Source organism: Pantoea sp. SM3 (assembly GCF_000963995.1).
Lineage (GTDB): Bacteria > Pseudomonadota > Gammaproteobacteria > Enterobacterales > Enterobacteriaceae > Pantoea > Pantoea rwandensis_B.
The window spans coordinates 115,555-141,245 of record NZ_JZRD01000031.1 but is presented as its reverse complement, the minus strand read 5'-3'; the positions used below and the strand labels follow the sequence as shown (position 1 = coordinate 141,245).

The 25,691-nt window shown below is 52.9% G+C and carries 23 protein-coding genes; 12 read left to right on the top strand and 11 right to left on the bottom strand.

What is annotated here, in order from left to right:
* The first annotated feature begins 241 nt into the window (after nucleotides 1-241).
* The 6 genes from yeaG (at nucleotide 242) to VI01_RS17650 (ending at nucleotide 8,970) form a co-directional block, all read left to right on the top strand.
* Nucleotides 242-2,176 carry a protein kinase YeaG gene (gene yeaG / locus VI01_RS17675; protein ID WP_045816081.1) on the top strand — a complete coding sequence of 645 codons (1,935 nt, stop codon included), beginning with the start codon at nucleotides 242-244 and terminating at the stop codon, nucleotides 2,174-2,176.
* Between the two features lie 91 nt (nucleotides 2,177-2,267).
* Nucleotides 2,268-3,545 (top strand): YeaH/YhbH family protein, encoded by a 1,278-nt coding sequence (locus VI01_RS17670; RefSeq protein WP_034828771.1) that lies wholly within the window; start codon nucleotides 2,268-2,270, stop codon nucleotides 3,543-3,545.
* Between the two features lie 230 nt (nucleotides 3,546-3,775).
* Complete coding sequence (locus VI01_RS17665) at nucleotides 3,776-5,503, top strand: potassium/proton antiporter (RefSeq protein WP_038646621.1); 1,728 nt, start codon at nucleotides 3,776-3,778, stop codon at nucleotides 5,501-5,503.
* A 77-nt stretch (nucleotides 5,504-5,580) separates the two neighbouring features.
* Nucleotides 5,581-5,814: a DUF1480 family protein gene (locus VI01_RS17660; RefSeq protein WP_034828766.1), complete on the top strand. Its 234-nt coding sequence runs from the start codon at nucleotides 5,581-5,583 to the stop codon at nucleotides 5,812-5,814.
* Between the two features lie 377 nt (nucleotides 5,815-6,191).
* Nucleotides 6,192-7,658, top strand: a complete 1,467-nt coding sequence (wbaP, locus tag VI01_RS17655; protein WP_045816080.1) for an undecaprenyl-phosphate galactose phosphotransferase WbaP — start codon at nucleotides 6,192-6,194, stop codon at nucleotides 7,656-7,658.
* 118 nt (nucleotides 7,659-7,776) lie between these two features.
* On the top strand, nucleotides 7,777-8,970 hold the full coding sequence (locus VI01_RS17650) for a multidrug effflux MFS transporter (protein WP_045816079.1): 1,194 nt from the start codon (nucleotides 7,777-7,779) through the stop codon (nucleotides 8,968-8,970).
* Here the strand turns inward: VI01_RS17650 and dadX are convergent.
* Both dadX and VI01_RS17640 read right to left on the bottom strand, forming a co-directional pair.
* Nucleotides 8,963-10,033 carry a catabolic alanine racemase DadX gene (dadX, locus tag VI01_RS17645; RefSeq protein ID WP_034828760.1) on the bottom strand — a complete coding sequence of 357 codons (1,071 nt, stop codon included), beginning with the start codon at nucleotides 10,031-10,033 and terminating at the stop codon, nucleotides 8,963-8,965. The two genes, VI01_RS17650 and dadX, sit on opposite strands and share 8 nt — an antisense overlap.
* A 21-nt stretch (nucleotides 10,034-10,054) precedes the next feature.
* Nucleotides 10,055-11,356 (bottom strand): D-amino acid dehydrogenase, encoded by a 1,302-nt coding sequence (locus tag VI01_RS17640; RefSeq protein WP_045816078.1) that lies wholly within the window; start codon nucleotides 11,354-11,356, stop codon nucleotides 10,055-10,057.
* 501 nt (nucleotides 11,357-11,857) lie between these two features.
* Here VI01_RS17640 and VI01_RS17635 point away from each other — a divergent pair.
* The gene (locus VI01_RS17635) at nucleotides 11,858-13,393 is read left to right on the top strand and encodes a SpoVR family protein (protein ID WP_034828757.1); all 1,536 of its coding nucleotides are present in this window, start codon (nucleotides 11,858-11,860) and stop codon (nucleotides 13,391-13,393) included.
* A gap of 37 nt (nucleotides 13,394-13,430) precedes the next feature.
* Here the strand turns inward: VI01_RS17635 and fadR are convergent, their stop codons facing one another.
* Nucleotides 13,431-14,150: a fatty acid metabolism transcriptional regulator FadR gene (gene fadR, locus VI01_RS17630; RefSeq protein WP_045816077.1), complete on the bottom strand. Its 720-nt coding sequence runs from the start codon at nucleotides 14,148-14,150 to the stop codon at nucleotides 13,431-13,433.
* A 316-nt stretch (nucleotides 14,151-14,466) separates the two neighbouring features.
* On the opposite strand from fadR, the gene dsbB reads away from it, so the two are divergent.
* Complete coding sequence (gene dsbB, locus VI01_RS17625; RefSeq protein ID WP_034828752.1) at nucleotides 14,467-15,000, top strand: disulfide bond formation protein DsbB; 534 nt, start codon at nucleotides 14,467-14,469, stop codon at nucleotides 14,998-15,000.
* 39 nt (nucleotides 15,001-15,039) lie between these two features.
* Here the strand turns inward: dsbB and VI01_RS17620 are convergent, their stop codons facing one another.
* The 3 genes from VI01_RS17620 to VI01_RS17610 all read right to left on the bottom strand — a co-directional run bounded on the left by VI01_RS17620 (nucleotide 15,040) and on the right by VI01_RS17610 (nucleotide 16,754).
* Nucleotides 15,040-15,486 carry a YcgN family cysteine cluster protein gene (locus tag VI01_RS17620; protein WP_038646609.1) on the bottom strand — a complete coding sequence of 149 codons (447 nt, stop codon included), beginning with the start codon at nucleotides 15,484-15,486 and terminating at the stop codon, nucleotides 15,040-15,042.
* Nucleotides 15,487-15,551: 65 nt separating this feature from the next.
* The gene (locus VI01_RS17615) at nucleotides 15,552-16,211 is read right to left on the bottom strand and encodes a fumarylacetoacetate hydrolase family protein (protein ID WP_038646607.1); all 660 of its coding nucleotides are present in this window, start codon (nucleotides 16,209-16,211) and stop codon (nucleotides 15,552-15,554) included.
* A gap of 267 nt (nucleotides 16,212-16,478) precedes the next feature.
* On the bottom strand, nucleotides 16,479-16,754 hold the full coding sequence (locus VI01_RS17610) for a YcgL domain-containing protein (protein WP_045816076.1): 276 nt from the start codon (nucleotides 16,752-16,754) through the stop codon (nucleotides 16,479-16,481).
* Nucleotides 16,755-16,907: 153 nt separating this feature from the next.
* On the opposite strand from VI01_RS17610, the gene minC reads away from it, so the two are divergent.
* From minC to minE, 3 genes are read left to right on the top strand one after another with little or no spacing between them, the layout of a single operon-like run.
* Nucleotides 16,908-17,618 (top strand): septum site-determining protein MinC, encoded by a 711-nt coding sequence (gene minC / locus VI01_RS17605; protein ID WP_045816075.1) that lies wholly within the window; start codon nucleotides 16,908-16,910, stop codon nucleotides 17,616-17,618.
* Nucleotides 17,619-17,651: 33 nt separating this feature from the next.
* Complete coding sequence (gene minD / locus VI01_RS17600) at nucleotides 17,652-18,464, top strand: septum site-determining protein MinD (RefSeq protein WP_034828743.1); 813 nt, start codon at nucleotides 17,652-17,654, stop codon at nucleotides 18,462-18,464.
* 3 nt (nucleotides 18,465-18,467) lie between these two features.
* Entirely contained in the window at nucleotides 18,468-18,743 is a 276-nt protein-coding gene (minE, locus tag VI01_RS17595; RefSeq protein ID WP_034828741.1) for a cell division topological specificity factor MinE, read from the top strand.
* Between the two features lie 54 nt (nucleotides 18,744-18,797).
* On the opposite strand, the gene rnd is transcribed toward minE, so the two are convergent.
* The 5 genes from rnd to VI01_RS17570 all read right to left on the bottom strand — a co-directional run bounded on the left by rnd (nucleotide 18,798) and on the right by VI01_RS17570 (nucleotide 25,219).
* Nucleotides 18,798-19,919: a ribonuclease D gene (gene rnd / locus VI01_RS17590; RefSeq protein WP_038650065.1), complete on the bottom strand. Its 1,122-nt coding sequence runs from the start codon at nucleotides 19,917-19,919 to the stop codon at nucleotides 18,798-18,800.
* A 98-nt stretch (nucleotides 19,920-20,017) separates the two neighbouring features.
* Nucleotides 20,018-21,694, bottom strand: a complete 1,677-nt coding sequence (gene fadD, locus VI01_RS17585) for a long-chain-fatty-acid--CoA ligase FadD (protein WP_156149374.1) — start codon at nucleotides 21,692-21,694, stop codon at nucleotides 20,018-20,020.
* A 207-nt stretch (nucleotides 21,695-21,901) separates the two neighbouring features.
* Entirely contained in the window at nucleotides 21,902-22,498 is a 597-nt protein-coding gene (locus VI01_RS17580; RefSeq protein WP_045816073.1) for a Slp family lipoprotein, read from the bottom strand.
* Between the two features lie 59 nt (nucleotides 22,499-22,557).
* The gene (gene tsaB, locus VI01_RS17575; RefSeq protein WP_045816072.1) at nucleotides 22,558-23,256 is read right to left on the bottom strand and encodes a tRNA (adenosine(37)-N6)-threonylcarbamoyltransferase complex dimerization subunit type 1 TsaB; all 699 of its coding nucleotides are present in this window, start codon (nucleotides 23,254-23,256) and stop codon (nucleotides 22,558-22,560) included.
* Nucleotides 23,257-23,308: 52 nt separating this feature from the next.
* Complete coding sequence (locus VI01_RS17570; RefSeq protein WP_045816071.1) at nucleotides 23,309-25,219, bottom strand: ATP-dependent DNA helicase; 1,911 nt, start codon at nucleotides 25,217-25,219, stop codon at nucleotides 23,309-23,311.
* A gap of 123 nt (nucleotides 25,220-25,342) precedes the next feature.
* Between VI01_RS17570 and VI01_RS17565 the strand changes: the two genes are divergently transcribed.
* Nucleotides 25,343-25,687 carry a RidA family protein gene (locus VI01_RS17565; RefSeq protein ID WP_045816070.1) on the top strand — a complete coding sequence of 115 codons (345 nt, stop codon included), beginning with the start codon at nucleotides 25,343-25,345 and terminating at the stop codon, nucleotides 25,685-25,687.
* The last annotated feature ends 4 nt before the right edge of the window (nucleotides 25,688-25,691 follow it).

Below are 25,691 nucleotides of genomic sequence, written 5' to 3'. Positions count from 1 at the left end.
ATTGATATATCGCTAAATAAGGAGAAAAGTGTCTGCAGATTTTCTGAATGCCTTCTACAGTTAAAAGTAAGACGAGACTTTTTATACGAGCAGAGTAACCATAAGAATTGTGTATCCCGATAAAAAAACGTCAGGTTGGCATAAGGGTTGCTGTACTCAATAAAGAATATCTTCCGGGAGCTGCAAACGTATCTAATTTCGCTCCTTTACCTGTGCTAAAAACGAAAGGACGGGCATCGCTATGAATATATTCGATCACTATCGTCAGCGTTATGAAGCTGCCAAGGACGAAGAGTTCACACTGCAGGAATTTCTCGCTATCTGTAAGCAGGATCGCAGTGCATACGCCAACGCTGCAGAGCGACTATTGATGGCTATCGGTGAGCCGGTGATGGTTGACACGGCGCAGGAGCCACGCCTTTCCAGAATCTTCTCTAACCGCGTCATGGGACGCTATCCCGCCTTCGAAGAGTTTTATGGTATGGAGGAAGCGATTGAACAGATCGTCTCCTACCTGAAACACGCTGCGCAAGGCCTGGAAGAGAAGAAACAGATTCTCTATTTGCTGGGGCCGGTCGGTGGCGGTAAATCGTCACTTGCTGAGCGTTTGAAAGCCCTGATGCAACGCGTACCGATCTACGTGCTGAGCGCTGATGGCGAACGCAGCCCGGTAAACGATCATCCTTTGTGCCTGTTCAACCCGCAGGAAGACGCCAATATTCTGGAGAAAGAGTATGGCGTGCCGCGGCGTTACCTGGGCACCATCATGTCACCGTGGGCGGCAAAACGCCTGCATGACTTCGGCGGCGATATTACCCGCTTTAAAGTCGTCAAAGTCTGGCCTTCTATCCTGGAGCAAGTGGCCATCGCCAAAACGGAACCGGGTGATGAGAACAACCAGGATATCTCTGCATTGGTCGGTAAGGTGGATATCCGCAAACTGGAAAACCACGCGCAAAACGATCCTGACGCTTATGGTTACTCGGGCGCACTGTGCCGCGCGAACCAGGGCATTATGGAATTCGTTGAGATGTTCAAAGCACCGATCAAAGTGCTGCATCCCTTACTGACCGCCACTCAGGAAGGTAATTACAACGGTACTGAAGGGATCTCTGCCCTACCGTTTAACGGCATCATTCTGGCGCACTCCAATGAATCAGAATGGGTGACTTTCCGTAATAACAAGAACAACGAAGCGTTCCTTGACCGCGTGTATATCGTCAAAGTGCCTTACTGCCTGCGGGTGTCGGAAGAGATCAAAATCTACGACAAACTGCTCAATCACAGTGAGCTGACGACGGCGCCATGTGCCCCGGGCACGCTGGAGACCTTAGCGCGCTTCTCTATCCTGTCGCGTTTGAAAGATCCGGAAAACTCCAGCATCTATTCAAAAATGCGCGTCTACGATGGTGAAAGCCTGAAAGATACCGATCCAAAAGCGAAATCATGGCAGGAGTATCATGACTACGCCGGCGTGGATGAAGGCATGAACGGCCTTTCGACCCGCTTCGCGTTTAAGATTCTGTCGCGCGTGTTCAACTTTGATCATGCCGAAGTGGCGGCCAACCCTGTACATCTGTTCTACGTACTGGAGCAACAAATTGAACGCGAGCAGTTCCCGCAGGATCTGGCAGAGAAATACCTTGAGCACCTTAAAGGTTATCTGATCCCGAAATACGCGGAGTTTATCGGCAAAGAGATTCAGACCGCCTATCTGGAGTCTTATTCAGAATACGGCCAGAACATCTTTGACCGCTACGTAACCTACGCCGACTTCTGGATTCAGGATCAGGAGTACCGCGATCCCGATACCGGACAGTTGTTTGATCGTGAATCACTGAATGCCGAGCTGGAAAAAATCGAGAAACCTGCCGGGATCAGTAACCCGAAAGATTTCCGTAACGAGATCGTCAACTTTGTGCTGCGTGCCCGGGCGCAAAATAGTGGACGTAATCCCAACTGGACCAGCTACGAAAAACTGCGCACGGTTATTGAGAAGAAAATGTTCTCCAATACCGAAGAGTTGCTGCCGGTGATTTCGTTTAATACCAAGACCTCAACGGACGAACAGAAAAAACACGATGATTTTGTCGATCGCATGATGGAGAAAGGCTATACCCGCAAGCAGGTACGCCTGCTGTGCGAATGGTATCTGCGCGTGCGTAAATCGTCTTAATCGTTACCTGTAAGCTATGCGGCGCCGCGACGCCGCAACAGGAGGCCGGAGTGGTTCCGGCCTGGCTTGCACTGTAGTTTGGGGGATATGTATGGCCTATTTTATCGATCGGCGTCTGAACGGTAAAAACAAGAGCGCGGTCAATCGGCAGCGTTTCCTGCGCCGTTACAAGTCGCAAATCAAGCAGTCGATCTCCGAGGCCATCAACAAGCGGTCGGTCACCGACGTGGAGAGCGGCGAATCTGTCTCGATTCCTATCGATGACATCAATGAGCCCATTTTCCATCAGGGACGCGGCGGCAGTCGCCATCGCGTGCATCCGGGGAACGATCATTTCGTCCAGAACGACCGCATTGAGCGCCCACAAGGGGGCGGCGGTGGCGGCGGCAGCGGTCAGGGCAACGCCAGTCAGGACGGTGAAGGTCAAGATGAGTTTGTTTTCCAGATATCGAAAGATGAATATCTCGATCTGCTGTTTGAAGATCTTGCCTTACCGAATCTGCGTAAAAATCAGCACCGGCAGCTGAATGAGTATAAAACCCACCGCGCAGGCTTTACCTCCAATGGGGTCCCGGCCAACATCAGCGTGGTGCGTTCGCTACAAAACTCACTGGCACGTCGCACTGCGATGACCGCCGGCAAGCGCCGCATGCTGCACGAACTGGAAGCCACGCTGACGGAAGTGGAAAACAGTGAACCCGCTCAGTTACTGGAAGAGGAGCGGCTGCGCAAAGAAATTGCCGAACTGCGGGCACGTATTGAACGTGTGCCTTTTATTGATACCTTCGACTTGCGCTACAAGAACTTTGAGAAGCGCCCCGAGCCTTCGAGCCAGGCGGTGATGTTCTGCCTGATGGACGTCTCCGGATCAATGGATCAGGCCACGAAAGACATGGCGAAGCGTTTTTATATTCTGCTCTATCTGTTCCTGAGCCGTACCTATAAAAATGTGGAGGTGGTGTATATCCGTCACCATACGCAGGCGAAAGAAGTCGATGAGCAGGAGTTCTTCTACTCGCAGGAAACCGGCGGCACCATTGTGTCTAGCGCATTGAAGTTAATGGATGAAGTGGTTAAAGAGCGCTATGACCCGGCGCAGTGGAATATTTATGCGGCACAGGCCTCTGATGGCGACAACTGGGCGGATGACTCTCCATTATGTCATGAGATTCTGGCCAAACATATTTTGCCGGTTGTACGTTATTACAGCTACATCGAAATCACGCGCCGTGCGCATCAGACGCTGTGGCGTGAGTATGAACATCTGCAGGCCATGTTTGATAACTTCGCGATTCAGCACATCCGCGAGCCAGAAGACATTTATCCGGTATTTAGAGAACTTTTCCACAAACAGGTGGCAGAAGCCTGAACATCAAGCCGGTCATTGACCGGCTTTTTCTTTCCCGCGCCACCGCTCATTCGCCTCAAATCCCCGCTGATTTTTCACACAATTTTAACGATCTATGGGATAGCGCTCCGCAGATTGAAAAAATATGCAATTAAGCGCTGACAAGCTATTGATAAGGCATTATCTTTTCACCTTGTCTGTGTGAATCCCCCGCAGTTTGTCATTTTCGCTCGTACCGCAGGAGAACGCCGTTGAATGCCAGCATGATTTACAGTTTGTTTATTATTGGTTCCGTGCTGGTTGCAGCAAGTATTCTTCTGAGTTCATTCTCGTCACGGCTTGGTATCCCTATTCTGGTGATTTTCCTTGCGTTAGGCATGTTGACTGGCGTTGACGGAATTGGCGGCATCGCTTTTGACAACTACCCCGTGGCGTATCTGGTATCCAACCTCGCGCTGGCCATTATTTTGCTGGATGGCGGCATGCGCACCAAAGCCAGCTCATTCAAGGTGGCGCTGGGGCCCGCATTATCGCTCGCCACGGTCGGTGTGATGATAACCGCCGGTTTAACCGGTTTGGCGGCGGCCTGGCTCTTTAAACTCGATTTGATGCAAGGTTTCCTGATTGGCGCGATTATCGGTTCCACCGATGCCGCCGCAGTCTTCTCGCTGCTGGGGGATAAAGGGCTTAACGAACGTGTCAGCTCCACGCTGGAAATTGAGTCCGGCAGTAACGATCCTATGGCGGTATTCCTGACCATCACGCTGATTGACATGATCCAGCAAGGCCAGTCAGGCTTAAGCTGGATGTTTGTGGTGCATCTGGTGCAACAGTTCGGTCTCGGTATTGTACTGGGGCTGGGCGGCGGCTGGGCACTACAGCAACTGATAAACCGTATCAATCTGGCGCAAGGTCTCTACCCCCTGCTGGCGTTAAGCGGCGGCATCATTGTGTTCGCACTGACCACGGTCATGGAAGGCAGCGGCATACTGGCCGTTTACCTGTGTGGTTATCTGCTGGGTAACAGCCCGATCCGCAACCGTCACGGTATTCTGCAAACCTTCGATGGTATGGCGTGGTTGAGTCAGATCGGCATGTTTATCGTGCTCGGCTTACTGGTGACGCCATCTGATCTGTGGCACATCGCCGTTCCAGCCATGATTTTATCTCTCTGGCTGATTTTGGTGGCGCGCCCGCTTTCAATTCTGGTGGGTCTGTTGCCATTTAAAGGGTTTACCGGCCGCGAACGCATCTTTATCAGTTGGGTTGGTCTGCGTGGCGCAGTCCCTATTATCCTCGCGGTATTCCCGATGATGGCCGGGCTGGAAAACGCCAAGCTCTACTTCAACATCGCCTTCTTCGTGGTTCTCGTGTCGCTAATGCTACAGGGCACCTCGCTGGGCTATGCGGCCAAACGCGCCAAAGTTGTGGTTCCCCCTACTGCCTCACCTATCAGCCGCGTCGGACTGGATATCCACCCTGAAAACCCCTGGGAGCAGTTTGTTTACCAACTCAGTGCTGACAAATGGTGTATCGGTGCCGCGCTGCGTGATTTGCAGATGCCACGCGAAACGCGCATCGCTGCCCTGTTCCGCGATAACGCGCTGATGCATCCCAATGGCAGTACGCGCCTTAAAGAGGGCGATGTGCTATGTGTGATTGGACGTGAACGCGATTTGCCCGCTTTAGGTAAAATGTTCAGCCAGTCGCCACCCGTCGCGCTCGATCAACGCTTCTTTGGTGATTTCATTCTGGATGCTGAGGCACGTTTACGCGATGTGGCGCAAATTTATGGGCTGGAACTTGATGAAACCACCAACGATCAGCAATCCCTCGGTCAACTGGTGATGGGCCTGCTAGGCAGTACACCCGTGGTGGGCGATCAGGTGGAGTGGAACCAATTGACCTGGACCGTGGCGGAGAAAGAGGACAACCAAATCGTTAAAATTGGCGTACGTGTCATGGAAGACAAGGAGTAATCCGAACTGCGAAAACGCCAAAACTGCGTGTGAGCGACTATGATCACTATTCCACCCAGCACAAACGGGAGAAGCGCATGGGACACGTGGTAAAAATTGGTCGTTACGAGATCGTTGATGCAGAACTGAATGCTGAAAAGCTCGATACCATCAGCATTCCCTGCAATACCAACCCCGGCCTGAGTTACCAACTCGATGGCTGGGATCATGAAACCAGTGTGCCGGCGTGGATTGATGGCGAGCCCGTCGATCTGCAGATCGGACACTATGACAAGCAACAAGACCGCTGGGTATTAAAAAAACCCGCCTGATGTACCCCCGCCGCCATCCGCTTCGTATGGCGGTCATTCCTAAAAGCAGTCTTAAAATGAAGCGTTCTATCTGCGTTTTTTTTGGTTTTAACCTTGTATTTCAATTAGCTAACTCACTATTTCACGCAGCATTTATTTCCTTTTAAGACTATTTCCATATTAACTCTGTCAAATAACTCCTGCATACTCTTAAACGTTGCTGCAGCTTTTCGTGACGTACATCACGTCTCAAACGGCCCTTTCCATGCAGCGCTTATGGCAGCATTGACTTATATCGCACTGAAAAATCATTTCTTTTTATTTTCGGTGGACAACTCCTGAGCGCGTACTTGATTCTGGTCAGGCCATCTTTTACTTAAGAAAAGAGAGCAGGTTTTATGGCAAGTACATTGGTAATGAATGATGCAACCCGCTCGTGGAGCGGATTGCGTAAAAATCTCATCGCAAAAGTCGCTTTAAGCTTTTCGGATTTAATTGCTCTGAATCTGGCTTTGTTTTTATCTGCAGCAACCGTTCAGGGTATTTGGGGAGAACTGGACACCTTTATTCCGCCGCAGCAGATTGAATACCGCTTTATCGCTCAATTAGGGCTTTCTGTACTTTGCACCGCGTGGTTTTGGGTGCGCATGCGTCATTATACTTACCGCAAACCGTTTTGGTTCGAGTTAAAAGAGATTGTAAAAACCCTGTTCGTTTTTTCGCTGCTGGATTTGGCGCTGATCGCCTTCTCCAAGTGGGACTTCTCACGCATGGTTTGGGTGTTTAGCTGGACTTACGCACTGCTACTGCTGCCGCTGATGCGTGCGGTGGTCAAGCGAGCCATCAACCGCGCAGGTCAGTGGCAGAAAGAGACCATCATTATTGGTTCAGGCAAGAATGCCATGGAAGCTTATGCAGCACTGCAGAGTGAGGAAATCCTCGGCTACAACGTCCAGGCTTTCATCTCACTGGAAGATGAGCTCCATCCTGAGAACGTTAATGGTGTACCCGTGATCACCTGGAAAGACATCAACTGGCAAACGATGGATGGCGACAACACGCAATTTATCGTCGCCACTGAGTTTGAACAGCAGGTGGTGCGCGATAAATGGCTGAAGTTCCTGTCCAAAATGAAGTGCCGCTCGATCTCCGTGATCCCAACCCTGCGCGGCGTGCCGCTCTACGGTACGGATATGTCATTCATCTTCAGCCACGAAGTGATGATCCTGCGCGTCAGTAATAACCTGGCAAAACGTTCTTCTCGCTTCCTCAAGCGTACCTTCGATATTGTGGTCGCCTCCCTGTTGCTGCTGTTCCTCGCCCCGGTATTCGGTCTGCTGTGTGCGATGGTAAAACGTGATGGCGGCAATGCGATCTATGGGCATGAGCGTGTTGGGCAGGATGGCGTGAAGTTTAAATGCCTGAAATTCCGTTCGATGGTCACTAACTCTCAGGAAGTGTTGCAAAATCTGCTGGCGACCAGCGAAGAGGCGCGCGCAGAATGGGATCGTGATTTCAAACTGAAAAACGATCCACGTATCACCAAAATTGGCGGCTTCCTGCGTAAAACCAGCCTCGACGAATTACCGCAGCTGTGGAATGTGATTCGTGGTGAAATGAGTCTGGTGGGTCCACGTCCGGTGATTGAAGTTGAGCTGGAACGCTATGCGGGGGATGTTGATTATTACCTGATGGCGAAACCGGGCATGACCGGTCTGTGGCAGGTGAGCGGTCGTAACGATATCGACTATGACACTCGCGTCTATTTCGATTCCTGGTATGTGAAAAACTGGGCGTTGTGGACCGACATCGCCATTCTGTTCAAAACCGCAGGTGTGGTGTTACGCCGCGACGGGGCCTACTGATCCTACCCGCGATGCGATGTCTGTGTTGTCTCAGCAGACATCGCTTTTTTATTCCTTTCTTTTTCCCTGCTAAGTCATTACCCTTCCCGCTTGTTTAACAGGACGTTTCTGGTTTCAGATGCAAAAATTTACCCTGCTGCTTTTAAGCCTGGTGCTGCTGGCACCACTCGGCATCGATCTATACCTTCCTACTCTGCCGCAAATCGCTGAAGGCCTTAACAGTCCGGTCAGTTTGATTCAGATCACCATCCCGCTGTTCTTACTGGTGATGGGCATCGGCCAGCTGGTGACCGGACCCTTGGTAGATAATTTTGGCCGTAAGCCGATTGCGATCATTGGCCTGGTGCTTTACATCATTGGCAGCGCCGTGGCGGCAACGGCCACCGTATGGCCAGTGTTCTTCCTCGCCCGTTTGATTCAGGGCTGCGCGGTCTGTTGCAGTGCAGTGGTGGCCTTCAGTGGCGTGCGCGATCGTTTAAGCGGTGATGAAGCTGCGCGCGCCTATGGTTTTCTCAATGGTGCATTGAATATTGTGCCGGCATTGGCGCCACTACTGGGTGGTATCCTTGCTGAAGCCTACGGCTGGCGAGCGCCCTTCTGGTTCCTGTGTGGCTATGCTGCAGTCATTGGTTTGATTGTGGTGTTCTTCCTGCCGGAAACCCGTCCAGCCGATACGTTACGCGTCAAAGGATTGCCGTTAGCGCAATATGCGGCAATTGCACGTGAGCCGCGTTTTCTTGCCTTCGCGTTTGCCAACGCGGGTGCGCTCGGCATGGTGCTGACTTATGTGTCACTTGCCCCCCACGTGCTAATGACGGAAGGGGGTCTGACGCCCCTGCAATTCTCCTTTGCCTTTGGTGCCAACGGCTTTTGGATCATGCTGGTCAGTGCGTTTGTGAATAAGACTATCCGTAAAGCCGGACGCCCGTTCTGCCTGGCGATGGGCTTTGTCACCATGCAGCTGGGTGCCATTCTGCTGCTGGCGGGAATGATGCTGTTGCCTGCCGCATGGCAGACACACTGGGCGCTGTATATGATTCCGGTGGCGGTATCGGTTGCAGGACTGGCCTTTACCGTTGGCCCCGCCACCAGCTACGCGTTAGAGCCGTATCAGCAGCAGGCAGGCGTTGCCGCGGCATTGCAGGGGTTTATTCAGATGGCGTGCGGCGCGGGTGGCAGCCTGATGATTGTGGCATTGCCGGTCGCAGAAAAATCAGCACTGGCTTTAATGATGCTTTTAGGTGCAGCGCTGGCCCTGATTGCCTGGCGCTGCAGTAAGAAGATGCACGGCAGCGTGACCGCGCTTAAATAATCTCAACTGGTACGCGGGGCGCGAGCGCGCACATCAGCTCGTAGCCCACCGTGCCAGCGGCTTTCGCCACCTCATCGATTTTCACCTGATTGCCCCACAGTTCCACTTTGGAACCAATCCCGGCCTGCGGGCAAGGTTCGAGGTCAATCATCATCATATCCATGGAGATCGCGCCCAGCGTCTGGGTACGAATACCGTCGACGCTGACTGGCGTGCCGGTTGGCGCATGGCGTGGATAGCCATCTGCATAGCCGCAGGCCACAATACCAATGCGCTGTGCGCCCGATGCATGATAGCGATAGCCATAGCCCACGCCGTCACCAGCACTGAGCTGCTGCACACCAATGATTTCACTGTTCAGCGTCATCACCGGCTGCAAGCCGCTGCTGGCAATATCCTGCCAATTCCCGCTTGGCGATGCGCCATAGAGAATGATCCCCGGACGCACCCAGTCAAAGTGCGCCTCTGGATGCCACAAAGTGGCGGCAGAGTTGGAGAGCGAGCGCGGGCAATCCAAACCTTCGGCGGCCAGTTCAACGCGCTTCATCGGTTCGATAAGTCCTTCCGGGTTTTCCGCGTCCGCAAAATGTGCCATCAGCGTCATCTCACCGACGTTAGGGAGCGCACGCAGTTTCTGCCACGCCGCCTGCACCTGTTCCGGACGGAAACCCAGCCGATTCATGCCGCTGTTCATCTTCACATAGATATCAACCGGTGCAGAAAGTGAAGCTTTGGCCAGCGCCTGAATCTGCCAGTTGCTGTGCACACTGGTGGTCAAACGATAACGATCGATCAAGGTTAAATCTTCGGCATGGAAGAAACCTTCCAGCAACAGAATCGGTTTTTTCCAACCCTGCTCACGCAACAGAATCGCTTCTTCCATATTCAACAGCGCGAAACCATCGGTCTCTGCCAGACTTTGCCAGACACGCGCGATACCGTGCCCGTAAGCATTGGCTTTAACCACTGACCAAACCCGCGACTGCGGTGCAGCCTGCCGTACAATCGCCAAATTGTGGCGCAGCGCCTGTTGGTTAATGGTGGCGCCAGTAGGACGTGACATGCTTGTGCTCTCCCTGAGGTCTCAACGCGCCGCGTTAGCGTTACGCAACGGCGACGAATGGGGTTCGAAACCCGGCAGGTAGCGCAGTACTGACAAATCGTCTGCGGCAATCGCCGGTTTCTGACCGGAAATCAAATCGGCCAATAGCTGACCGGAACCACAGGCCATGGTCCATCCCAGCGTTCCGTGACCGGTGTTGAGATAGAGATTGGACAGCGGTGTACGCCCGACAATCGGCGTGCCGTCCGGCGTCATCGGACGCAATCCTGTCCAGAACGTGGCCTGTTCAACAAAACCGCCTTCAGGATAGAGATCGCTGACCACCATCTCCAGCGTTTCACGTCGTGCAGGCGTCAGTTTGGTGTTAAAACCAACAATTTCCGCCATGCCCCCCACGCGGATGCGATCGTCAAAGCGCGTGACCGCCACTTTGTAGGTCTCATCAAGGATGGTGGAGACCGGGGCTGCGTCTGGATTCTTAATCGGGATAGTGAGGGAATAGCCTTTAAGCGGATAGACCGGAATTGACACGATGTCTTTCAGCAGCGCGGTCGAGTAGGAGCCGAACGCCACCACATAGGCGTCCGCTTTAATCACCTCTTCGCCACACTTCACACCGTAAATACGATTGCCTTCACGCAGCAGTTGATCAACCTGAGTGTCGTAGCGGAAGGTGACACCCGCAGCGGCTGCCATCTCGGCCAGGCGCTGCGTAAACAGCTGGCAGTCTCCGGTTTCATCATTCGGTAAACGCAGCCCGCCGGTCAGTTTATGTGCCGTCGTGGCCAGCGCCGGTTCAACGCTGTGTAACTGGTGTGCTTCCAGGAGTTCGTAAGGCACGCCGGCTTCTTTGAGCACGGCAATATCTTTGCTGGCGCTCTCAAACTGTTGCTGAGTGCGGAACAACTGCAAGGTGCCGCCCTGCCGGCCTTCATAGGCGATACCGGTCGAGGCGCGCAATGCTTTCAGGCAATCACGGCTGTATTCCGCGATACGTACCATGCGTCCTTTGTTTTCCTGATAATGGCGCATGTCACAGTTGCGCAGCATGTTCCACATCCATTCCAGCTGGAACTTGCTGCCATCGAGGCGGACGGCCAATGGCGCGTGGCGCTGGAACATCCATTTAACCGCTTTCAGTGGCACACCCGGTGCCGCCCAGGGCGCCGCATAACCTGGAGAGATCTGGCCAGCGTTACCGGCACTGGTTTCCAGCGCGGCCCCCGGCTGGCGATCGATGACCGTCACCTCATGTCCAGCCTGCGCCAGATACCAGGCACTCGCCACTCCCACGACACCACTTCCAAGAATCACTACGCGCATAAGCCCCTCGCCGCGGCAAAAGCATAATCAACTATGAATGCTGTTTGTATCAGCATAACCAGACAGCACTTCTTATCTTACATTCGACAGACATATTTCACATGTTTTTCACCTTCCTGCACACAGAAATCATGAGGCAGTGCAAAAATCAGGATTTTTTATGCCATAAAACCATTAATCAGCAATTTATTATGCGCAAGGGAGTGCTTTTATCTTTTTTCAGGAGAAAGCGCCGCAGTCATATAATGCGCTTATAAACAGAGTTTTATTCTACAAGTTTGCTAAAAACCAACAGTTGTCATCAGTAATGACTTAAGCGACGATTTTTGAATGATTTTCTGCCAAAAGAATTCGATTGAGTTCCGGTTTCGGATAAGCGACAGTGGACTATCATTGAAGTGTTCGCTCAGTTTTATTGGGCCGTCTTTCTCAGGATGAAGCCTTAAACGATCGTGACAGGTGACACTCCGTTGCCTGCCGCTTGCAAAACAGAGGTGCGCTATGACGACAATCTTTGACGAGCCAACCCGGAGCAGTAAACGACTCAGTGATGGACCCGACTGGACCTTTGAACTGCTTGATGTTTATCTGGCAGAAATTGACCGTGTAGCGAAAAGCTACGGGCTTGATACCTATCCGCATCAAATCGAAGTCATCACCTCCGAACAAATGATGGATGCCTACTCCAGCGTGGGTATGCCGATTAACTATGCCCACTGGTCGTTCGGTAAAAAATTTATTGAAACCGAACAGCGCTATAAACATGGTCAGCAGGGCTTAGCGTACGAGATCGTCATCAACTCCAATCCTTGTATTGCTTATTTAATGGAAGAGAACACCATGACCATGCAGGCGCTGGTGATGGCGCACGCGTGCTATGGGCACAACTCTTTCTTTAAAAATAACTATTTATTCCGCAGCTGGACCGATGCCAGCTCCATCGTCGATTACCTGTTATTCGCGCGTAACTACATCACTGATTGCGAAGAGCGATATGGCGTGGAAGAAGTGGAGCGGCTGCTCGACTCCTGCCATGCTCTGATGAACTACGGCGTTGATCGCTACAAGCGTCCGCAAAAAATTTCGCTGCAGGAAGAGAAAGCGCGACAAAAAAGTCGTGAAGAGTATCTGCAGAGCCAGGTGAATACGTTATGGCGCACCCTGCCGCGTAAAGAGAAGGAGTCCGTGCACGTGGAAGCGGCGCGCTATCCTTCGGAACCGCAGGAAAACTTGCTCTACTTTATGGAAAAAAACGCCCCGCTGCTGGAATCCTGGCAACGTGAGGTGCTGCGCATCGTGCGTAAAGTTAGCCAGTATTTTTACCCGCAGAAACAGACGCAGGTGATGAACGAAGGATGGGCGACCTTCTGGCATTACACCATCCTCAACCATCTATACGACGAAGGGAAAGTGTCGGAACGCTTTATGATGGAGTTCCTGCACAGCCACACCAATGTGGTGTATCAGCCGCCGTATAACAGCCAGTGGTATAACGGCATAAACCCTTACGCTTTGGGCTTCGCCATGTTCCAGGATATCAAGCGTATCTGCCAGTCACCGACGGAAGAAGATCGCTACTGGTTCCCGGATATTGCGGGTTCCGACTGGCTGAAAACGCTGCACTTTGCCATGCGCGAGTTTAAAGATGAGAGTTTCATCAGCCAATTCCTGTCGCCCAAAGTGATGCGAGACTTCCGCCTGTTTACGGTAATGGATGACGATCGCAATAACTTCCTGGAAATTGCCGCGATCCACGATGAGGCAGGCTATCGCGCCATCCGCCAGCAACTGTCAGCACAGTACAACCTGAGCAATCTGGAGCCTAACATCCAGGTCTATAATGTGGATCTGCGCGGCGACCGTTCGCTGACCTTACGCTACGTGCCACAGCAACGCGCGCCGTTGGATAAAAGCCGCCGCGAAGTGCTGAAGCATGTGCATCGGTTGTGGGGTTTCGATGTGATTCTGGAACAACAGAACGAAGATGGCAGCGTTGAGCTGCTGGACCGTTCGCCTTCACGTGGCCCGGCACTGTAAGCATAAAAAAACCGGACTGTTAAAGTCCGGTTTTCTTTTAGCGCTTGCTGGCTAAATCATCGGGCATGCTTTTTTGCATGCTATGCCAGATCTCTCCACTGCGACGACCATACTCACGTACTGTATCGACAATCTGGTCCTGCGTGGGATTCGCACTGCACAAATCCGCCAGTTGACGATAGAAGCTACGAGCCTGATGACGCGCCTCAGGATTAGAGAAATAGTGGCGTCCCACGCGGGTATACAGCCCTTTCAAACCGTTCAGGATCAATCCATAAATCGGGTTACCGGAGGCAAAGGCCAAACCACGGAACACGCGATAATCCAGTTCGGTGTAGGCTTCTGCTTTATCCTCTTCGCTCAGTGCAGTTTCCAGCACCTCGCGCGCTTTGTCCGGATGATGGCGCAGTGCGCGGCTGATAAAAATCGACGCGATATTGGTACGCACCGACAACAGATTATCAATCAACTGCGGTACGCTATCGTGATCGAGGCGGGCAAGCGTTTCAAGAATGTTAAGACCGGAGGTTTCCCAGAAATCATTCACGCGCGTGGGTTTACCATGCTGAATGGTTAACCATCCATCGCGTGCCAGACGCTGTAAAACTTCACGCAGCGTAGTGCGCGTGACGCCAATCAGTTCAGAAAGCTCACGTTCAGCAGGCAGAATAGACCCCGGCGGAAAGCGACTGTTCCAGATGCTTTCAATAATATACTCTTCAGCAAATCCTGCGGGGCTTTGCGCCTTAATCACCATAGCATTTATTTCTCATTGCTTTCTTTGTCGTAATGGCACTCATCATACCAGAGCGGCTATAGCGGAAATAGACTGACAACTGATTAAAAGCGCGCGCTGGCGCAAAATTCAGCGGTGTTTTTAACCGGTCAGACGGCAACGCACTCGTTTGCTTGGTATAGACCTTCTGTCACCTCCGCTTGATCAGTAAATGCGCTTTTTATGGCCTGGATCAGGCTTAAGTCATTTTTGTACATGATTTTTTCCCCTTACCTGGCTGGCACGGTTACGCTTTTGGTTTACACTGCGAAGCATTAATGGTTACAGGATAAGCAATATGTTGCGATATTTGAATCAATGCTCACGAGGACGCGGGGCATGGTTATTGCTGGCTCTGACAGCACTGGCTTTTGAACTGACTGCACTCTTCTTTCAACACGTCATGGGACTGAAACCCTGCGTGATGTGTATCTACGAACGTTGTGCGCTGTTTGGCGTCATGGGTGCAGGAATCGTTGGCGCGTTCGCCCCGAAGTCCCTGCCACTGCGCTGGGCCGCTATCCTGATTTGGCTGTACAGCGCTTATAAGGGCTTAATGCTTTCGATTGAACATACGAATATTCAGCTGCACCCGAATCCGTTTGTCACTTGTGACTTTGCCGCGCGCTTCCCGACCTGGCTGCCGTTGGATAAATGGCTGCCATCGGTATTTGTAGCCAGCGGTGATTGTGCCGAACGCAGCTGGACATTCCTGACCTGGAGTATGCCGCAGTGGATGATCGTCATCTTTGCCGCGTATCTGCTGGTTGGTGCACTGGTGCTGATTGCCCAGCCGTTTAAGCCAAAACGCCGCGATCTGTTTAGCCGCTAATCAAAACAAAACAGGCAGCTCTCGCTGCCTGTTATCACGTCAACCGTTACGATCGGGCCGATCGATAATGTGATCTTCCCAGTCGCGCACTTCACTCTCCCGTACCGCGATATACCGCACCGAGATACGCTGCGCATGCATCGCTTTTTTCGAACCGGCCACCAATGGATGCCAGGCAGGCAATGTGCCGCCTTCGCCTAACAGACGATAGGCGCAGGTGCGCGGCAACCAGTTAAAGGTGGTGAGGTTTTCACGCGTCAGCTTGATACAGTCCTCTTCAAATTCAAACCGGCGCTCGTAGTTACGGCACTGGCAGGTTTTGATGTTCAGCTGATTGCAGGCCACATTGGTGAAATAGATTTCGTCGGTGTCCGCATCCTGCAACTTATTCAGGCAGCACTGGCCGCAGCCGTCGCACAGTGATTCCCACTCTGCATCGTCCATTTGGTCAAGGCGTTTTGTCTGCCAGAAAGGTTGTTCAGTCATGATCGCGGTCCGGGTTGTGCAATAAGACCGCACCTTATAAAGGGTTAGGTGCGGTGATGCAAGTTTTACAGTACGCGGGTGGTAATTCCGTGACCGGCCAGCGAGATTTCGAGTTTATCGCCAGATCGCATTGGCCCGACACCTTCCGGGGTGCCCGTCAGGATCACGTCGCCGGCGCGCAGCGTAAAGTACTGACTCATATAGGCAATCAGCGGCAGGATTTTGTGAATCATATCCGCCGTGCTGCCATGCTGGCGCACTTCACCATTCACCACCAGTTTCAGTTCGGTGTCTTGCGGGTCGCCGCTGAATTCAGAAACCGGAATAAAACCTGACAGCGGGCAGGAGTTATCAAACCCTTTGGATTTTTCCCACGGCTGCCCGGCTTTTTTTAAGCCTGCCTGCACATCGCGCAGCGTCAGATCCAGTGCCACGCCATATCCGGCAATGGCCTTCACCACATGCTCTTCACTGGCTTGCTTCAGTGTTGATCCAATCAACACTGCCAGTTCCACTTCGTGATGCACTTCGCCGAAGTTAGCGGGAATTGAGAGCGGCTGACGCAGATCGCACACCGCCGTTTCCGGTTTGATAAACACCACCGGTTCTGTCGGCGTGGCGCTGCCCATTTCCTTGATGTGCTTCGCATAGTTGCTGCCTACGCAAACCACTTTGCTGACGGGATAATCCAACAAAGCGCCCTGCCAGTTACGATGCTGATACATGCTGTTCCCCTGCATTGGTTGTGTTTGATGCCAGTCTGACTGGCGGATAGGTCAGGTTCAGCGCCGGAACGCGGCAAGCTGAGGAAGATTATATTAGCGGTTTTATAGCGGCAGACGTGGCGGAAATTGTCAAAAGTCGTTAATCATGCTTAACAAACAGGATCACCGCCGGAGATTATTGCCCGCAATATTGCTTTAAAGCGGGCGAATAATTAATGCAAATAATACTGAGGATATTTACAGGGCATATTTACAGATGAATCCGAATTAAACTTTTTTACTCTGATCAAGATGAATGTTGAGCAGACTTTCAATCGGTGGTGGGATCTGTAAATAATAGCCTTGATCGCTCAAACCTTGCTTAACTTTATTGATATCTGCATTAGCCAGTTTGTCGCGTTTGTCCAGTGACAGCACCATTGCCAGCTGGGGTTTACCAAAGCCACGCAGCAGTTCTTCAGGAACGCGCGAAAAATCGTCTTTTTTTTCAACATAAAGATAAGTTTGTTCACGTTGCGGGCTTCTGTAGATCACACAAAACATATTTTTTACTCGAATTAACCTGTGGCGTCACTTGCCTGAATATAGCAGTAACTATAACATGCTTGCAGAACTTCGAATATTGACCGTTTGATGTTAATGACGATTTTATCGACGTACATCTTAGGGTCGTAAAACAGGACTGAGTCAGGACAGATGTCGCAAACGCCAATCGAATTCAAGGGAAGCAGTTTTACCCTGTCAGTGGTTCATCTGCACCATTCACAACCCGAGGTGATTCGTCAGGCGCTGCAGGACAAAATCGACCAGGCACCTGCGTTTTTGCAGAATGCGCCGGTGGTGCTCAATGTGTCAGCGCTGAACGGTGACATCAACTGGAAGCAGATGCAGCAGGCGGTCATCGCCACTGGTTTACGGATTGTTGGTGTCAGCGGTTGTAAAGATGAAGCCCTGAAAAAGATGATTGCCCGAGCAGGCTTGCCGGTGTTGTCAGAAGGCAAAGAGAATCGCAAGCGTGCAGAAGCGCCAGTGGTCGAAGATGCGCCGCCGATCGTGGCACCGGTGGCTGAAACCGCCAGTAAAACCCGCATCATCAATACGCCAGTGCGCTCAGGCCAACAAATTTACGCACGGAATGCCGACCTTATCGTCACCAACAGCGTCAGCGCCGGTGCCGAACTGGTGGCAGACGGCAATATTCATATTTACGGCATGATGCGTGGTCGTGCGCTGGCGGGTGCCAGTGGCGAACGTGACAGCCAGATTTTTTGCACCAACCTCGCAGCCGAGTTGGTCTCTATTGCCGGGGAATATTGGATCATGGATCAGATACCGGCGGAATTCTTTGGTAAAGCCGCGCGCCTGTGCCTTAAAGAGGGCGCGCTCACCATTCAGACACTTTATTAGGCCCCTTTTCTTTCGTTAAGGAAATCAACATTTATGGCACGCATCATTGTAGTTACATCGGGTAAAGGGGGCGTTGGCAAGACCACGTCAAGCGCGGCCATCGCAACCGGTTTAGCGCAGAAAGGCAAGAAAACTGTCGTGATCGATTTTGATATCGGTCTGCGTAACCTCGACCTGATCATGGGCTGTGAACGCCGTGTGGTTTATGACTTCGTCAACGTCATCCAGGGCGATGCAACACTGAACCAGGCACTGATTCGTGACAAGCGCACGGAGCAACTCTATATTCTGCCTGCTTCTCAAACACGTGATAAAGATGCGCTGACCCGCGAAGGCGTGGAAAAAGTATTAAACGACCTGGCCGCGATGGAGTTCGACTTCATCGTGTGTGATTCCCCTGCGGGTATCGAAACCGGTGCGTTGATGGCACTGTACTTTGCGGATGAAGCGATTATCACCACCAACCCGGAAGTCTCTTCCGTGCGTGACTCCGACCGCATCCTCGGCATTATCTCTTCTAAATCGCGTCGTGCTGAAAACAGCCAGGACCCGGTGAAAGAACATCTGCTTCTGACACGTTATAACCCAGGCCGCGTGACGCGTGGCGACATGCTGAGCATGGAAGACGTGCTGGAGATTCTGCGTATACCACTGGTGGGTGTGATCCCGGAAGATCAGTCGGTACTTCGTGCTTCTAACCAGGGTGAGCCGGTCATTCTCGACGCTAACTCTGACGCCGGTAAAGCTTACGCTGATACCGTAGATCGCCTGCTTGGCGAAGAACGCCCCTTCCGCTTTATTGAAGAAGAGAAGAAGGGTTTCCTGAAACGCCTGTTCGGGGGATAACCAATGGCATTATTAGATTTCTTTTTATCCCGTAAGAAGAACACAGCCAACATAGCCAAGGAAAGGCTGCAAATTATCGTAGCCGAGCGCAGAAGGGGCGACAGTGAGCCCCATTACCTGCCGCAACTGAAGCGCGATATTTTGGAAGTGATCTGTAAGTACGTGAAAATTGACCCGGATATGGTGACCGTTCAGCTGGATCAGAAAGGGGACGATATCTCCATCCTGGAACTCAACGTCACACTGCCGGAGACGGAGACGGAAGACGTTCCTAAATGATTGTAGCGGGTTCCTGATTTTCCCCTGCGTTGTGCGCAGGGGAAAACATTCCGCTTATAGCGCCTGCAGGATCTCGTCGATTCGTTTTTGCAGCAATTCACCACGCCAGCCAGTCAGTAATTCTGGTGTACGGCATCCGCTTTTCAAGCCCCAATAAACGCTTAACACCTGATTGATTTGGCGACGTGAAGCCAATAGCTCCTGACTGAAACCCGTCTCTTCGCTTACCTGTAACACCAGCGCTTTGATGGCTTTAAATGCCTGTTTGTAATGTGGATGGTCAATCAGATTGGGCAACGGTTGTGGCAAGGTCGCTTCATCCTGAGCCTGAGCTTCCGCCACCAGCGCCACCATCGCTTTCCCGTGGAAGCGGATTTCATGACCGTTCAGGCCCAGATGATCGAGTTCCCCCAGGCTACCAGGCATAAAGCGCGCCACTTTCCACAGATTCTCTTCACGTACCACAAAATTCACGGCCATGTCTTTCTGGCGGGCGATGTTCAAGCGCCATGCCGCCAGGCGTTGCAGCGCTGCCAACTGGCGCGGACGCAACTGCCATGCGTTGGTGATGTCGCGCCATGCATCCTCTGGCTGCAAAACGTCAAGACGACGCTGGCAAAGGTTATCGCATTCGCTCAGCGCTGCAGCCATGTTGCCTGCGGCTTGCGTCTGCTCAACTAACTGATGGGCAATCGGCAGAAGATACGCGACATCTGCTGCGGCATAGTCGCATTGACGCTCAGTGAGCGGGCGCGCCAGCCAGTCAGTACGGGATTCGCTCTTATCCAGTTCGATTTGGTTAAAGTGATTAACCATCGAAGCGAAGCCCCATGACAGGGGCTGCCCAGCGAAGGCCGCCAGGATTTGAGTATCGATCATCGGATCGGGCAGGCATTTAAAACGATGCAAGAAAACTTCAAGATCTTCGCCACCGGCGTGCAGGAATTTTGTCACCTGCTTGTCTTGCAGCAGTGCGATGAACGGCGTCCAGTCACTGATGTTAAGCGGATCGATCAGAACCAGTTGTTCACCATCGAACAGCTGGATCAGACCCAACTGCGGATAGTAAGTGCGCGTGCGCACGAATTCAGTATCCAGCGCAACGGCATCATGCTGGCGCGCTTGTTCGCACACGGCAGCCAGCTGGCTGTTTTGGTCGATCAAAGTGTAATTCACGTATTCATTCTCGCTGCGGCACACTTCGCGCAGCGCTCCATGTTAAAAGCAATAAAAACGCCGGACTGAGCCGGCGTTAACCTGGAGAGAAAGGCAGCTTACTGCCCTTCTCGCTTCGCCTCGTCACGCAATTCGCGGCGCAAAATTTTGCCCACGTTGGTCTTCGGCAGCTCATCTCTAAACTCGATAATCTTCGGCACTTTGTAGCCGGTGAGCTGACGGCGGCAATGATCCAGCACTTCTTCTTTCGTCAGTGACGGATCCTTTTTAACGATGCACACTTTCACCGCTTCGCCGGAAAGGTCGCTGGGCACACCGATTGCGGCGGCTTCGCGCACTTTCGGATGTTGCATCAGCACATCTTCGATTTCGTTAGGATACACGTTAAAGCCTGACACCAGAATCATGTCTTTCTTCCGATCGACGATGCGAATAAAACCTTCGCCATCAACGTTAACAACATCACCGGTGTGCAGCCAGCCATTTTTCAACACTTCTTCGGTGGCATCCGGTCGCTGCCAGTAACCCACCATCACCTGTGGACCACGAATACAGAGTTCGCCCGGTTCGCCTGGCGCCACATCGTTATCTTCGTCATCGACGATACGCACATCCGTGGAGGGTACAGGAAGACCGATGCTGCCGGTGTGGCAAGTGATATCATACGGATTGACCGATACCAGCGGTGAACATTCAGTCAAACCATAGCCTTCGAGCAGATAATGCCCGGTGAGTTTTTCCCAGCGCTCAGCCACGGCCTTTTGCACGGCCATGCCGCCGCCAGCAGAGAGACGCAGCGTAGAGAAATCGAGCTTATTAAAGTTTTCGTCGTTTAGCAGCGCGTTAAACAGTGTATTGACGCCGGTAATGGCGGTGAACGGGAATTTGCTCAGCTCTTTGACAAAACCGGGGATATCACGCGGATTGGTGATCAGCAGGTTGGTACCGCCGAGATCGAGAAACAGCAGGCCGTTTACCGTTAACGCAAAAATATGGTAGAGCGGCAGAGCCGTGACCACCTGCTCTTTGCCCGCACGCAGCAGTTTGCCATAGGTGGCTTTTGTCTGCTCCAGGTTAGCCTGCATGTTGCCGTGGGTCAGCATCGCGCCCTTGGCGACGCCGGTGGTGCCGCCGGTGTATTGCAGGAATGCCAGGTCGCTGTTCGTCAGTGTCGGACGCTGGTAAGTCATCTGCGCACCCTGCTGCAATGCGCTGCGGAAGGGCACCGCACCTGGCAGATGGTATTTCGGCACCAGCTTCTTAACATACTTAACCACGAAATTAACCAGCGTGGCTTTGATCGGGGCAAGTTGGTCACCCATGCGCGTCAGCATCACGTGCTTGATCGGCGTTTCCGCGACGACTTTTTCCAGCGTGTGGGCAAAGTTGGACACAATGACAATCGCACTGGCACCGCTGTCATTCAGTTGATGTTTAAGCTCACGCGGCGTGTACAGCGGGTTAACGTTGACCACCACCATACCCGCACGCAATACGCCAAACAGCGCTACCGGATACTGCAGCAAGTTTGGCATCATCAGCGCCACGCGGTCGCCCTGCTTCAGGCCCAACCCCTGTTGCAGCCAGGCCGCAAAGTCACGACTTTGCTTATCCAGCTGACGATAGGTCATCGGCTGGCCCATATTAATAAACGCCGTTTGATCGGCATACTGCAATGCTGCGTGCTCGAAAAGTTCGACCAAAGAGGTATAACGGTCCGCATTTATCTCCGCAGGAACATCTGCCGGATAGCGTTTAAGCCAAACCTTATTCAAAGAATCACCCCGATATTCTTGTTGCGTAGCCATCGCCGCCTCTGCAATCAGTGTTGTTAACAATATTTTAACTGATTGTACCAGTTTGCCTGTTTCGGCATTTTCAGGTTGCGAAGCGCATCACTAAATTTCGCGCATCGGTTGCGCGCCCAATAAAAAAGCCCGGTCGCGAGCACCGCGACCGGGCCGTTAAATAATGATGATGGATTACTCGGTCAGGATAGTTTCCACCTGCGCGGGACCGGTATTCATGTTCATCCCCCAATAAGGATTTGGCCCCCAATAACCCGGATGACGACGCGTTGGCCCATACCAGATCCAGGGATCGATAGGCTGCGGTGGCGTCATCACCTGCTGAGTCAGGTGCCAGCGCTGATAGCCACGCACATCCACTACCACGAAGTTGTAGCTGGCTTTCCCAATCTCACCTTTTTCGATGCCTTTAATGTTGCCCAACACCGTAATGTATTGATTGTTCAGATCCACCGGATCGACGAACCCGCGAATATCGGCAAAAATGCGTCCTACGGATGCAGAACCTAAACGTGGCCGCGCACTGTCATCCAGCGGTTGGGTGGCAATTTCCAGGCGTGTGAGACCGGTCAGGTTAGTGACTTTCACCACTTTACCGCCAAAACGGGACTCCTGGCCGACATACAGCTGCGGCGCATTCATCACGCGTAATAAATCTTGCTGTGGAAGTTGAGAACTCCCTTTAATGGAATCTGGTACCGAAACGCAGCCGCTGAGCAACAGCGCGCAGGCTAACAAAGCGCCAGACATCCCTTTACGACTTATTGGCATAGCACTTCTCCTGTTATTTCTCAGTTAGACTGGGCGCTCACGGAATAGTTGCGTCACACTTATCGGCCCGGCAACTTTTTCCATGCCACTTCGTTACGCAGGTACACTGGCTCAGCATTTTCCACTGCTACAACCTCATCGCGCTGCCAGGCACTCAGTGCCAGCGGCAGCATATCCTCAGCTGCCGGCAGCGTCACCACCGTGGTCACTAAGGTTGCGCCGGTCGAACTTAGCAGATGTGGATAAGCTGCCCAGCCGGTGCCCACCGTTGCCCATTCGCCGCTTAACTGGGCGATGCGCGCCTGTGCATCTTCGGGTTTCAGTACGGCTTCGGAGTCAGCACCTTGCCATTCACCGTTAGCATCACGCTGATATTCGGCCCAGTAAACTTCGCCCATGCGCGCGTCAATGGCGGCCAGCACGCGTTCAGCGCCGGTTAAGCGCCATGCGCCCTGAGCCATGGTTGCGAGAGAAGATACGCCGATCATCGGCAAGTTCGCCCCCAGCGCCAGCCCTTGCGCGATACCAATGCCAATGCGCACGCCAGTAAAACTGCCTGGCCCACGGCCGAACGCCAGCGCATCGAGTGCCGTCAGCGCCAGCTGCTGCGCCTGCAACAGCTCTTGTACCAGCGGTAAGATACGTTGGGTGTGATCGCGCGGGGCGATTTCAAAGCGGGCATCGATCTGCTGCTGATTGAGCAGCGCGGCAGAACAGGCTTCTGTCGCCGTGTCCAGAGCTAAAATTCGGGCGGACATAACAACCTCTGAAAGTCAAAATGGTGCGCATCTTAACACAGCCTGGCACAAATTAGTGCTTCTCTGGCTGGCGGACGAAGGCGATGGCGCGCTGCAAATCGCGGGTGCGCGGCGTGGGTGGCAGACTATTGAGGAACAACCCGCCGTACGGACGCGATACCAGACGCTGATCGCAAATCACCAGCACACCCCGGTCTTCTGTGTCGCGGATTAAACGGCCGACACCCTGCTTCAGGGTGATCACGGCATCCGGCAGTTGCACATCATTGAAGGGATCGCCGCCGCGCAGCCGGCAGTCTTCCATGCGCGCTTTGAGCAGCGGATCTTCCGGCGAAGTAAACGGCAGCTTATCGATAATCACCAGCGACAGTGCATCCCCGCGCACATCGACGCCTTCCCAGAAACTGCTGGTCGCCACCAGTAAGGCATTACCGGCTTCAAGGAACTGCTTCAGCAGTTGGCCTTTGCTGGTTTCTCCCTGCAACAACACGGGTAAGGTCATCGAGGCACGAAATTCGGCGGCCAGTTCGCGCATCATCTTGTGGGAAGTACAGAGGAAGAAGCAGCGTCCTTTATTGGCATCGATCAGCGGTTTCATCATCCGTGCCAGCTGACGGGCACCGCCGGGTTGATTCGGCTCCGGCATATTGCGTGGCACACACAACAGCGCCTGCTGCGTGTAATCGAAGGGACTGTCGAGAATCATAGTGGTGGCTTTATCAACCCCTAAACGACTGGAAAAATGACTCATCTGCTCATTCACCGCCAGGGTCGCGGAGGTGAATACCCAGGCGGCTTTACGGTTGTCCATCACTTCACGAAAACGCTCTGCCACCGATAGCGGCGTTAACGCCAGCGTAAAGTGGCGGCTGGTGCACTCATACCAGTAGCTTAAGCCCGGTTCATCAATGGCGCGCAGGCGTTTCAGCCGGGTGCGATACAGTGCCGCGCGCTCGAATGCCGCGTCCAGTAACGCCGAACGTCCCAGCGACAATTTGATGACGTCGTAGCAAAGTTCCAGCGCATCATCCAGCAAGGTCAGCATACGCATGATGTTGTTGTCGCTCAGCAGGTCACGCAGATTGCCGCGAAAACCCGGCTCGCCCAGTGTTAAGCGGAAATCCTGCGCGCACTGTGCCAGACGGTCGGCTGATTTCTGCAACTGCTGCACGTCGCGCACTTCAGTGCGATAGGCAATAATGATGTCTTTGGCGAGATCCTGCAGTTGGCGGCTCGACAGTTGCTGACCAAAGTATTGACTGGCGATATCGGGTAACTGATGCGCTTCATCGAAGATCATCACATCCGCTTCTGGGATCAGTTCGCCAAAACCGCCCTCTTTGACCACCAGATCGGCAAGGAACAGATGATGGTTCACCACCACCACATCGGCATCCATGGCTTTCTTACGCGCTTTCACCACAAAGCAATCTTTGTAGAGCGGGCAGTCGCTGCCCAGGCAATTATCGTTGGTGCTGGTGACAAACGGCCAGATCGGGCTGTCTTCGGCGACGCCGGAACAGTTGCTGACGTCACCATCCGAAGTTTGATTTGACCAGCTGCGCACGTTAATCAAATCACCGAGCGCCTGCACCGTCAGATCGCCACCGGTTTGATTTTGCTGCTCCAGACGTTCGAGGCATAAATAGTTGGAACGTCCCTTCAGCAGGGCGGTTTTACCGCTGAACTTCAGGGCACGAGCGATGGTGGGCAAATCGCGGTTATACAGCTGATCCTGCAAAGCTTTGGAGCCGGTTGAGATAATGACCTTTTTTTTCGCACGCAGTGCGGGCGCCAGATAGGCGTAAGTTTTACCGGTCCCGGTGCCGGCTTCGACCACCAGCTCACCGCCTTTCTTCACCGCTTCCATGACCGCTTGCGCCATTTCACGCTGCGCGGCACGCGGTTTGAAACCTGGAATAGCCTGCGCCAGCGCGCCATCAGCTGCAAAATCGTCTGCCACACATCCTCACCGATTGGTCAAAAACACTGTAATTATGTCAGGATTCCCCTGAGGCGACCACAACAGATGACAGCGCCCTACTGGATATGGCAGGCTAGCGCAGCGAAATTACAGGAGAACACCATGACTATTACGCGTATTGATCCCGCACCCCGCATGTCAGAAGCTGTTGTACATAACCAGACCGTCTATTACACCAGCGTGCCCGAAAATCTGGATGCCGATGCCGAAGCGCAAACCGCCAACGCGCTGGCGGTGATTGACGCGATTCTGACTCGTGTCGGATCAGACAAAAGTAAGATCCTTGATGCCACAATTTTCCTGGTCGATAAAGCCGATTTCCCTGCCATGAATCGTGCATGGGATGCGTGGGTTTCACCTGACAACGCACCGGTACGTTGCACCGTGCAAGCCGACTTGATGAATCCAAAATACAAAGTGGAAATCAAAATCATCGCTGCGCTGTAACCCT

Bases quoted from the DNA above. Each gene is read 5' to 3' on its own strand.
- yeaG (WP_045816081.1), top strand. From the start codon at position 242: ATGAATATATTCGATCACTATCGTCAGCGTTATGAAGCTGCCAAGGAC.
- VI01_RS17670 (WP_034828771.1), top strand. From the start codon at position 2,268: ATGGCCTATTTTATCGATCGGCGTCTGAACGGTAAAAACAAGAGCGCG.
- VI01_RS17660 (WP_034828766.1), top strand. From the start codon at position 5,581: ATGGGACACGTGGTAAAAATTGGTCGTTACGAGATCGTTGATGCAGAA.
- wbaP (WP_045816080.1), top strand. From the start codon at position 6,192: ATGGCAAGTACATTGGTAATGAATGATGCAACCCGCTCGTGGAGCGGA.
- VI01_RS17650 (WP_045816079.1), top strand. From the start codon at position 7,777: ATGCAAAAATTTACCCTGCTGCTTTTAAGCCTGGTGCTGCTGGCACCA.
- dadX (WP_034828760.1), bottom strand. From the start codon at position 10,033: ATGTCACGTCCTACTGGCGCCACCATTAACCAACAGGCGCTGCGCCAC.
- VI01_RS17640 (WP_045816078.1), bottom strand. From the start codon at position 11,356: ATGCGCGTAGTGATTCTTGGAAGTGGTGTCGTGGGAGTGGCGAGTGCC.
- VI01_RS17635 (WP_034828757.1), top strand. From the start codon at position 11,858: ATGACGACAATCTTTGACGAGCCAACCCGGAGCAGTAAACGACTCAGT.
- fadR (WP_045816077.1), bottom strand. From the start codon at position 14,150: ATGGTGATTAAGGCGCAAAGCCCCGCAGGATTTGCTGAAGAGTATATT.
- dsbB (WP_034828752.1), top strand. From the start codon at position 14,467: ATGTTGCGATATTTGAATCAATGCTCACGAGGACGCGGGGCATGGTTA.
- VI01_RS17620 (WP_038646609.1), bottom strand. From the start codon at position 15,486: ATGACTGAACAACCTTTCTGGCAGACAAAACGCCTTGACCAAATGGAC.
- VI01_RS17615 (WP_038646607.1), bottom strand. From the start codon at position 16,211: ATGTATCAGCATCGTAACTGGCAGGGCGCTTTGTTGGATTATCCCGTC.
- VI01_RS17610 (WP_045816076.1), bottom strand. From the start codon at position 16,754: ATGTTTTGTGTGATCTACAGAAGCCCGCAACGTGAACAAACTTATCTT.
- minC (WP_045816075.1), top strand. From the start codon at position 16,908: ATGTCGCAAACGCCAATCGAATTCAAGGGAAGCAGTTTTACCCTGTCA.
- minD (WP_034828743.1), top strand. From the start codon at position 17,652: ATGGCACGCATCATTGTAGTTACATCGGGTAAAGGGGGCGTTGGCAAG.
- minE (WP_034828741.1), top strand. From the start codon at position 18,468: ATGGCATTATTAGATTTCTTTTTATCCCGTAAGAAGAACACAGCCAAC.
- VI01_RS17580 (WP_045816073.1), bottom strand. From the start codon at position 22,498: ATGCCAATAAGTCGTAAAGGGATGTCTGGCGCTTTGTTAGCCTGCGCG.
- tsaB (WP_045816072.1), bottom strand. From the start codon at position 23,256: ATGTCCGCCCGAATTTTAGCTCTGGACACGGCGACAGAAGCCTGTTCT.
- VI01_RS17565 (WP_045816070.1), top strand. From the start codon at position 25,343: ATGACTATTACGCGTATTGATCCCGCACCCCGCATGTCAGAAGCTGTT.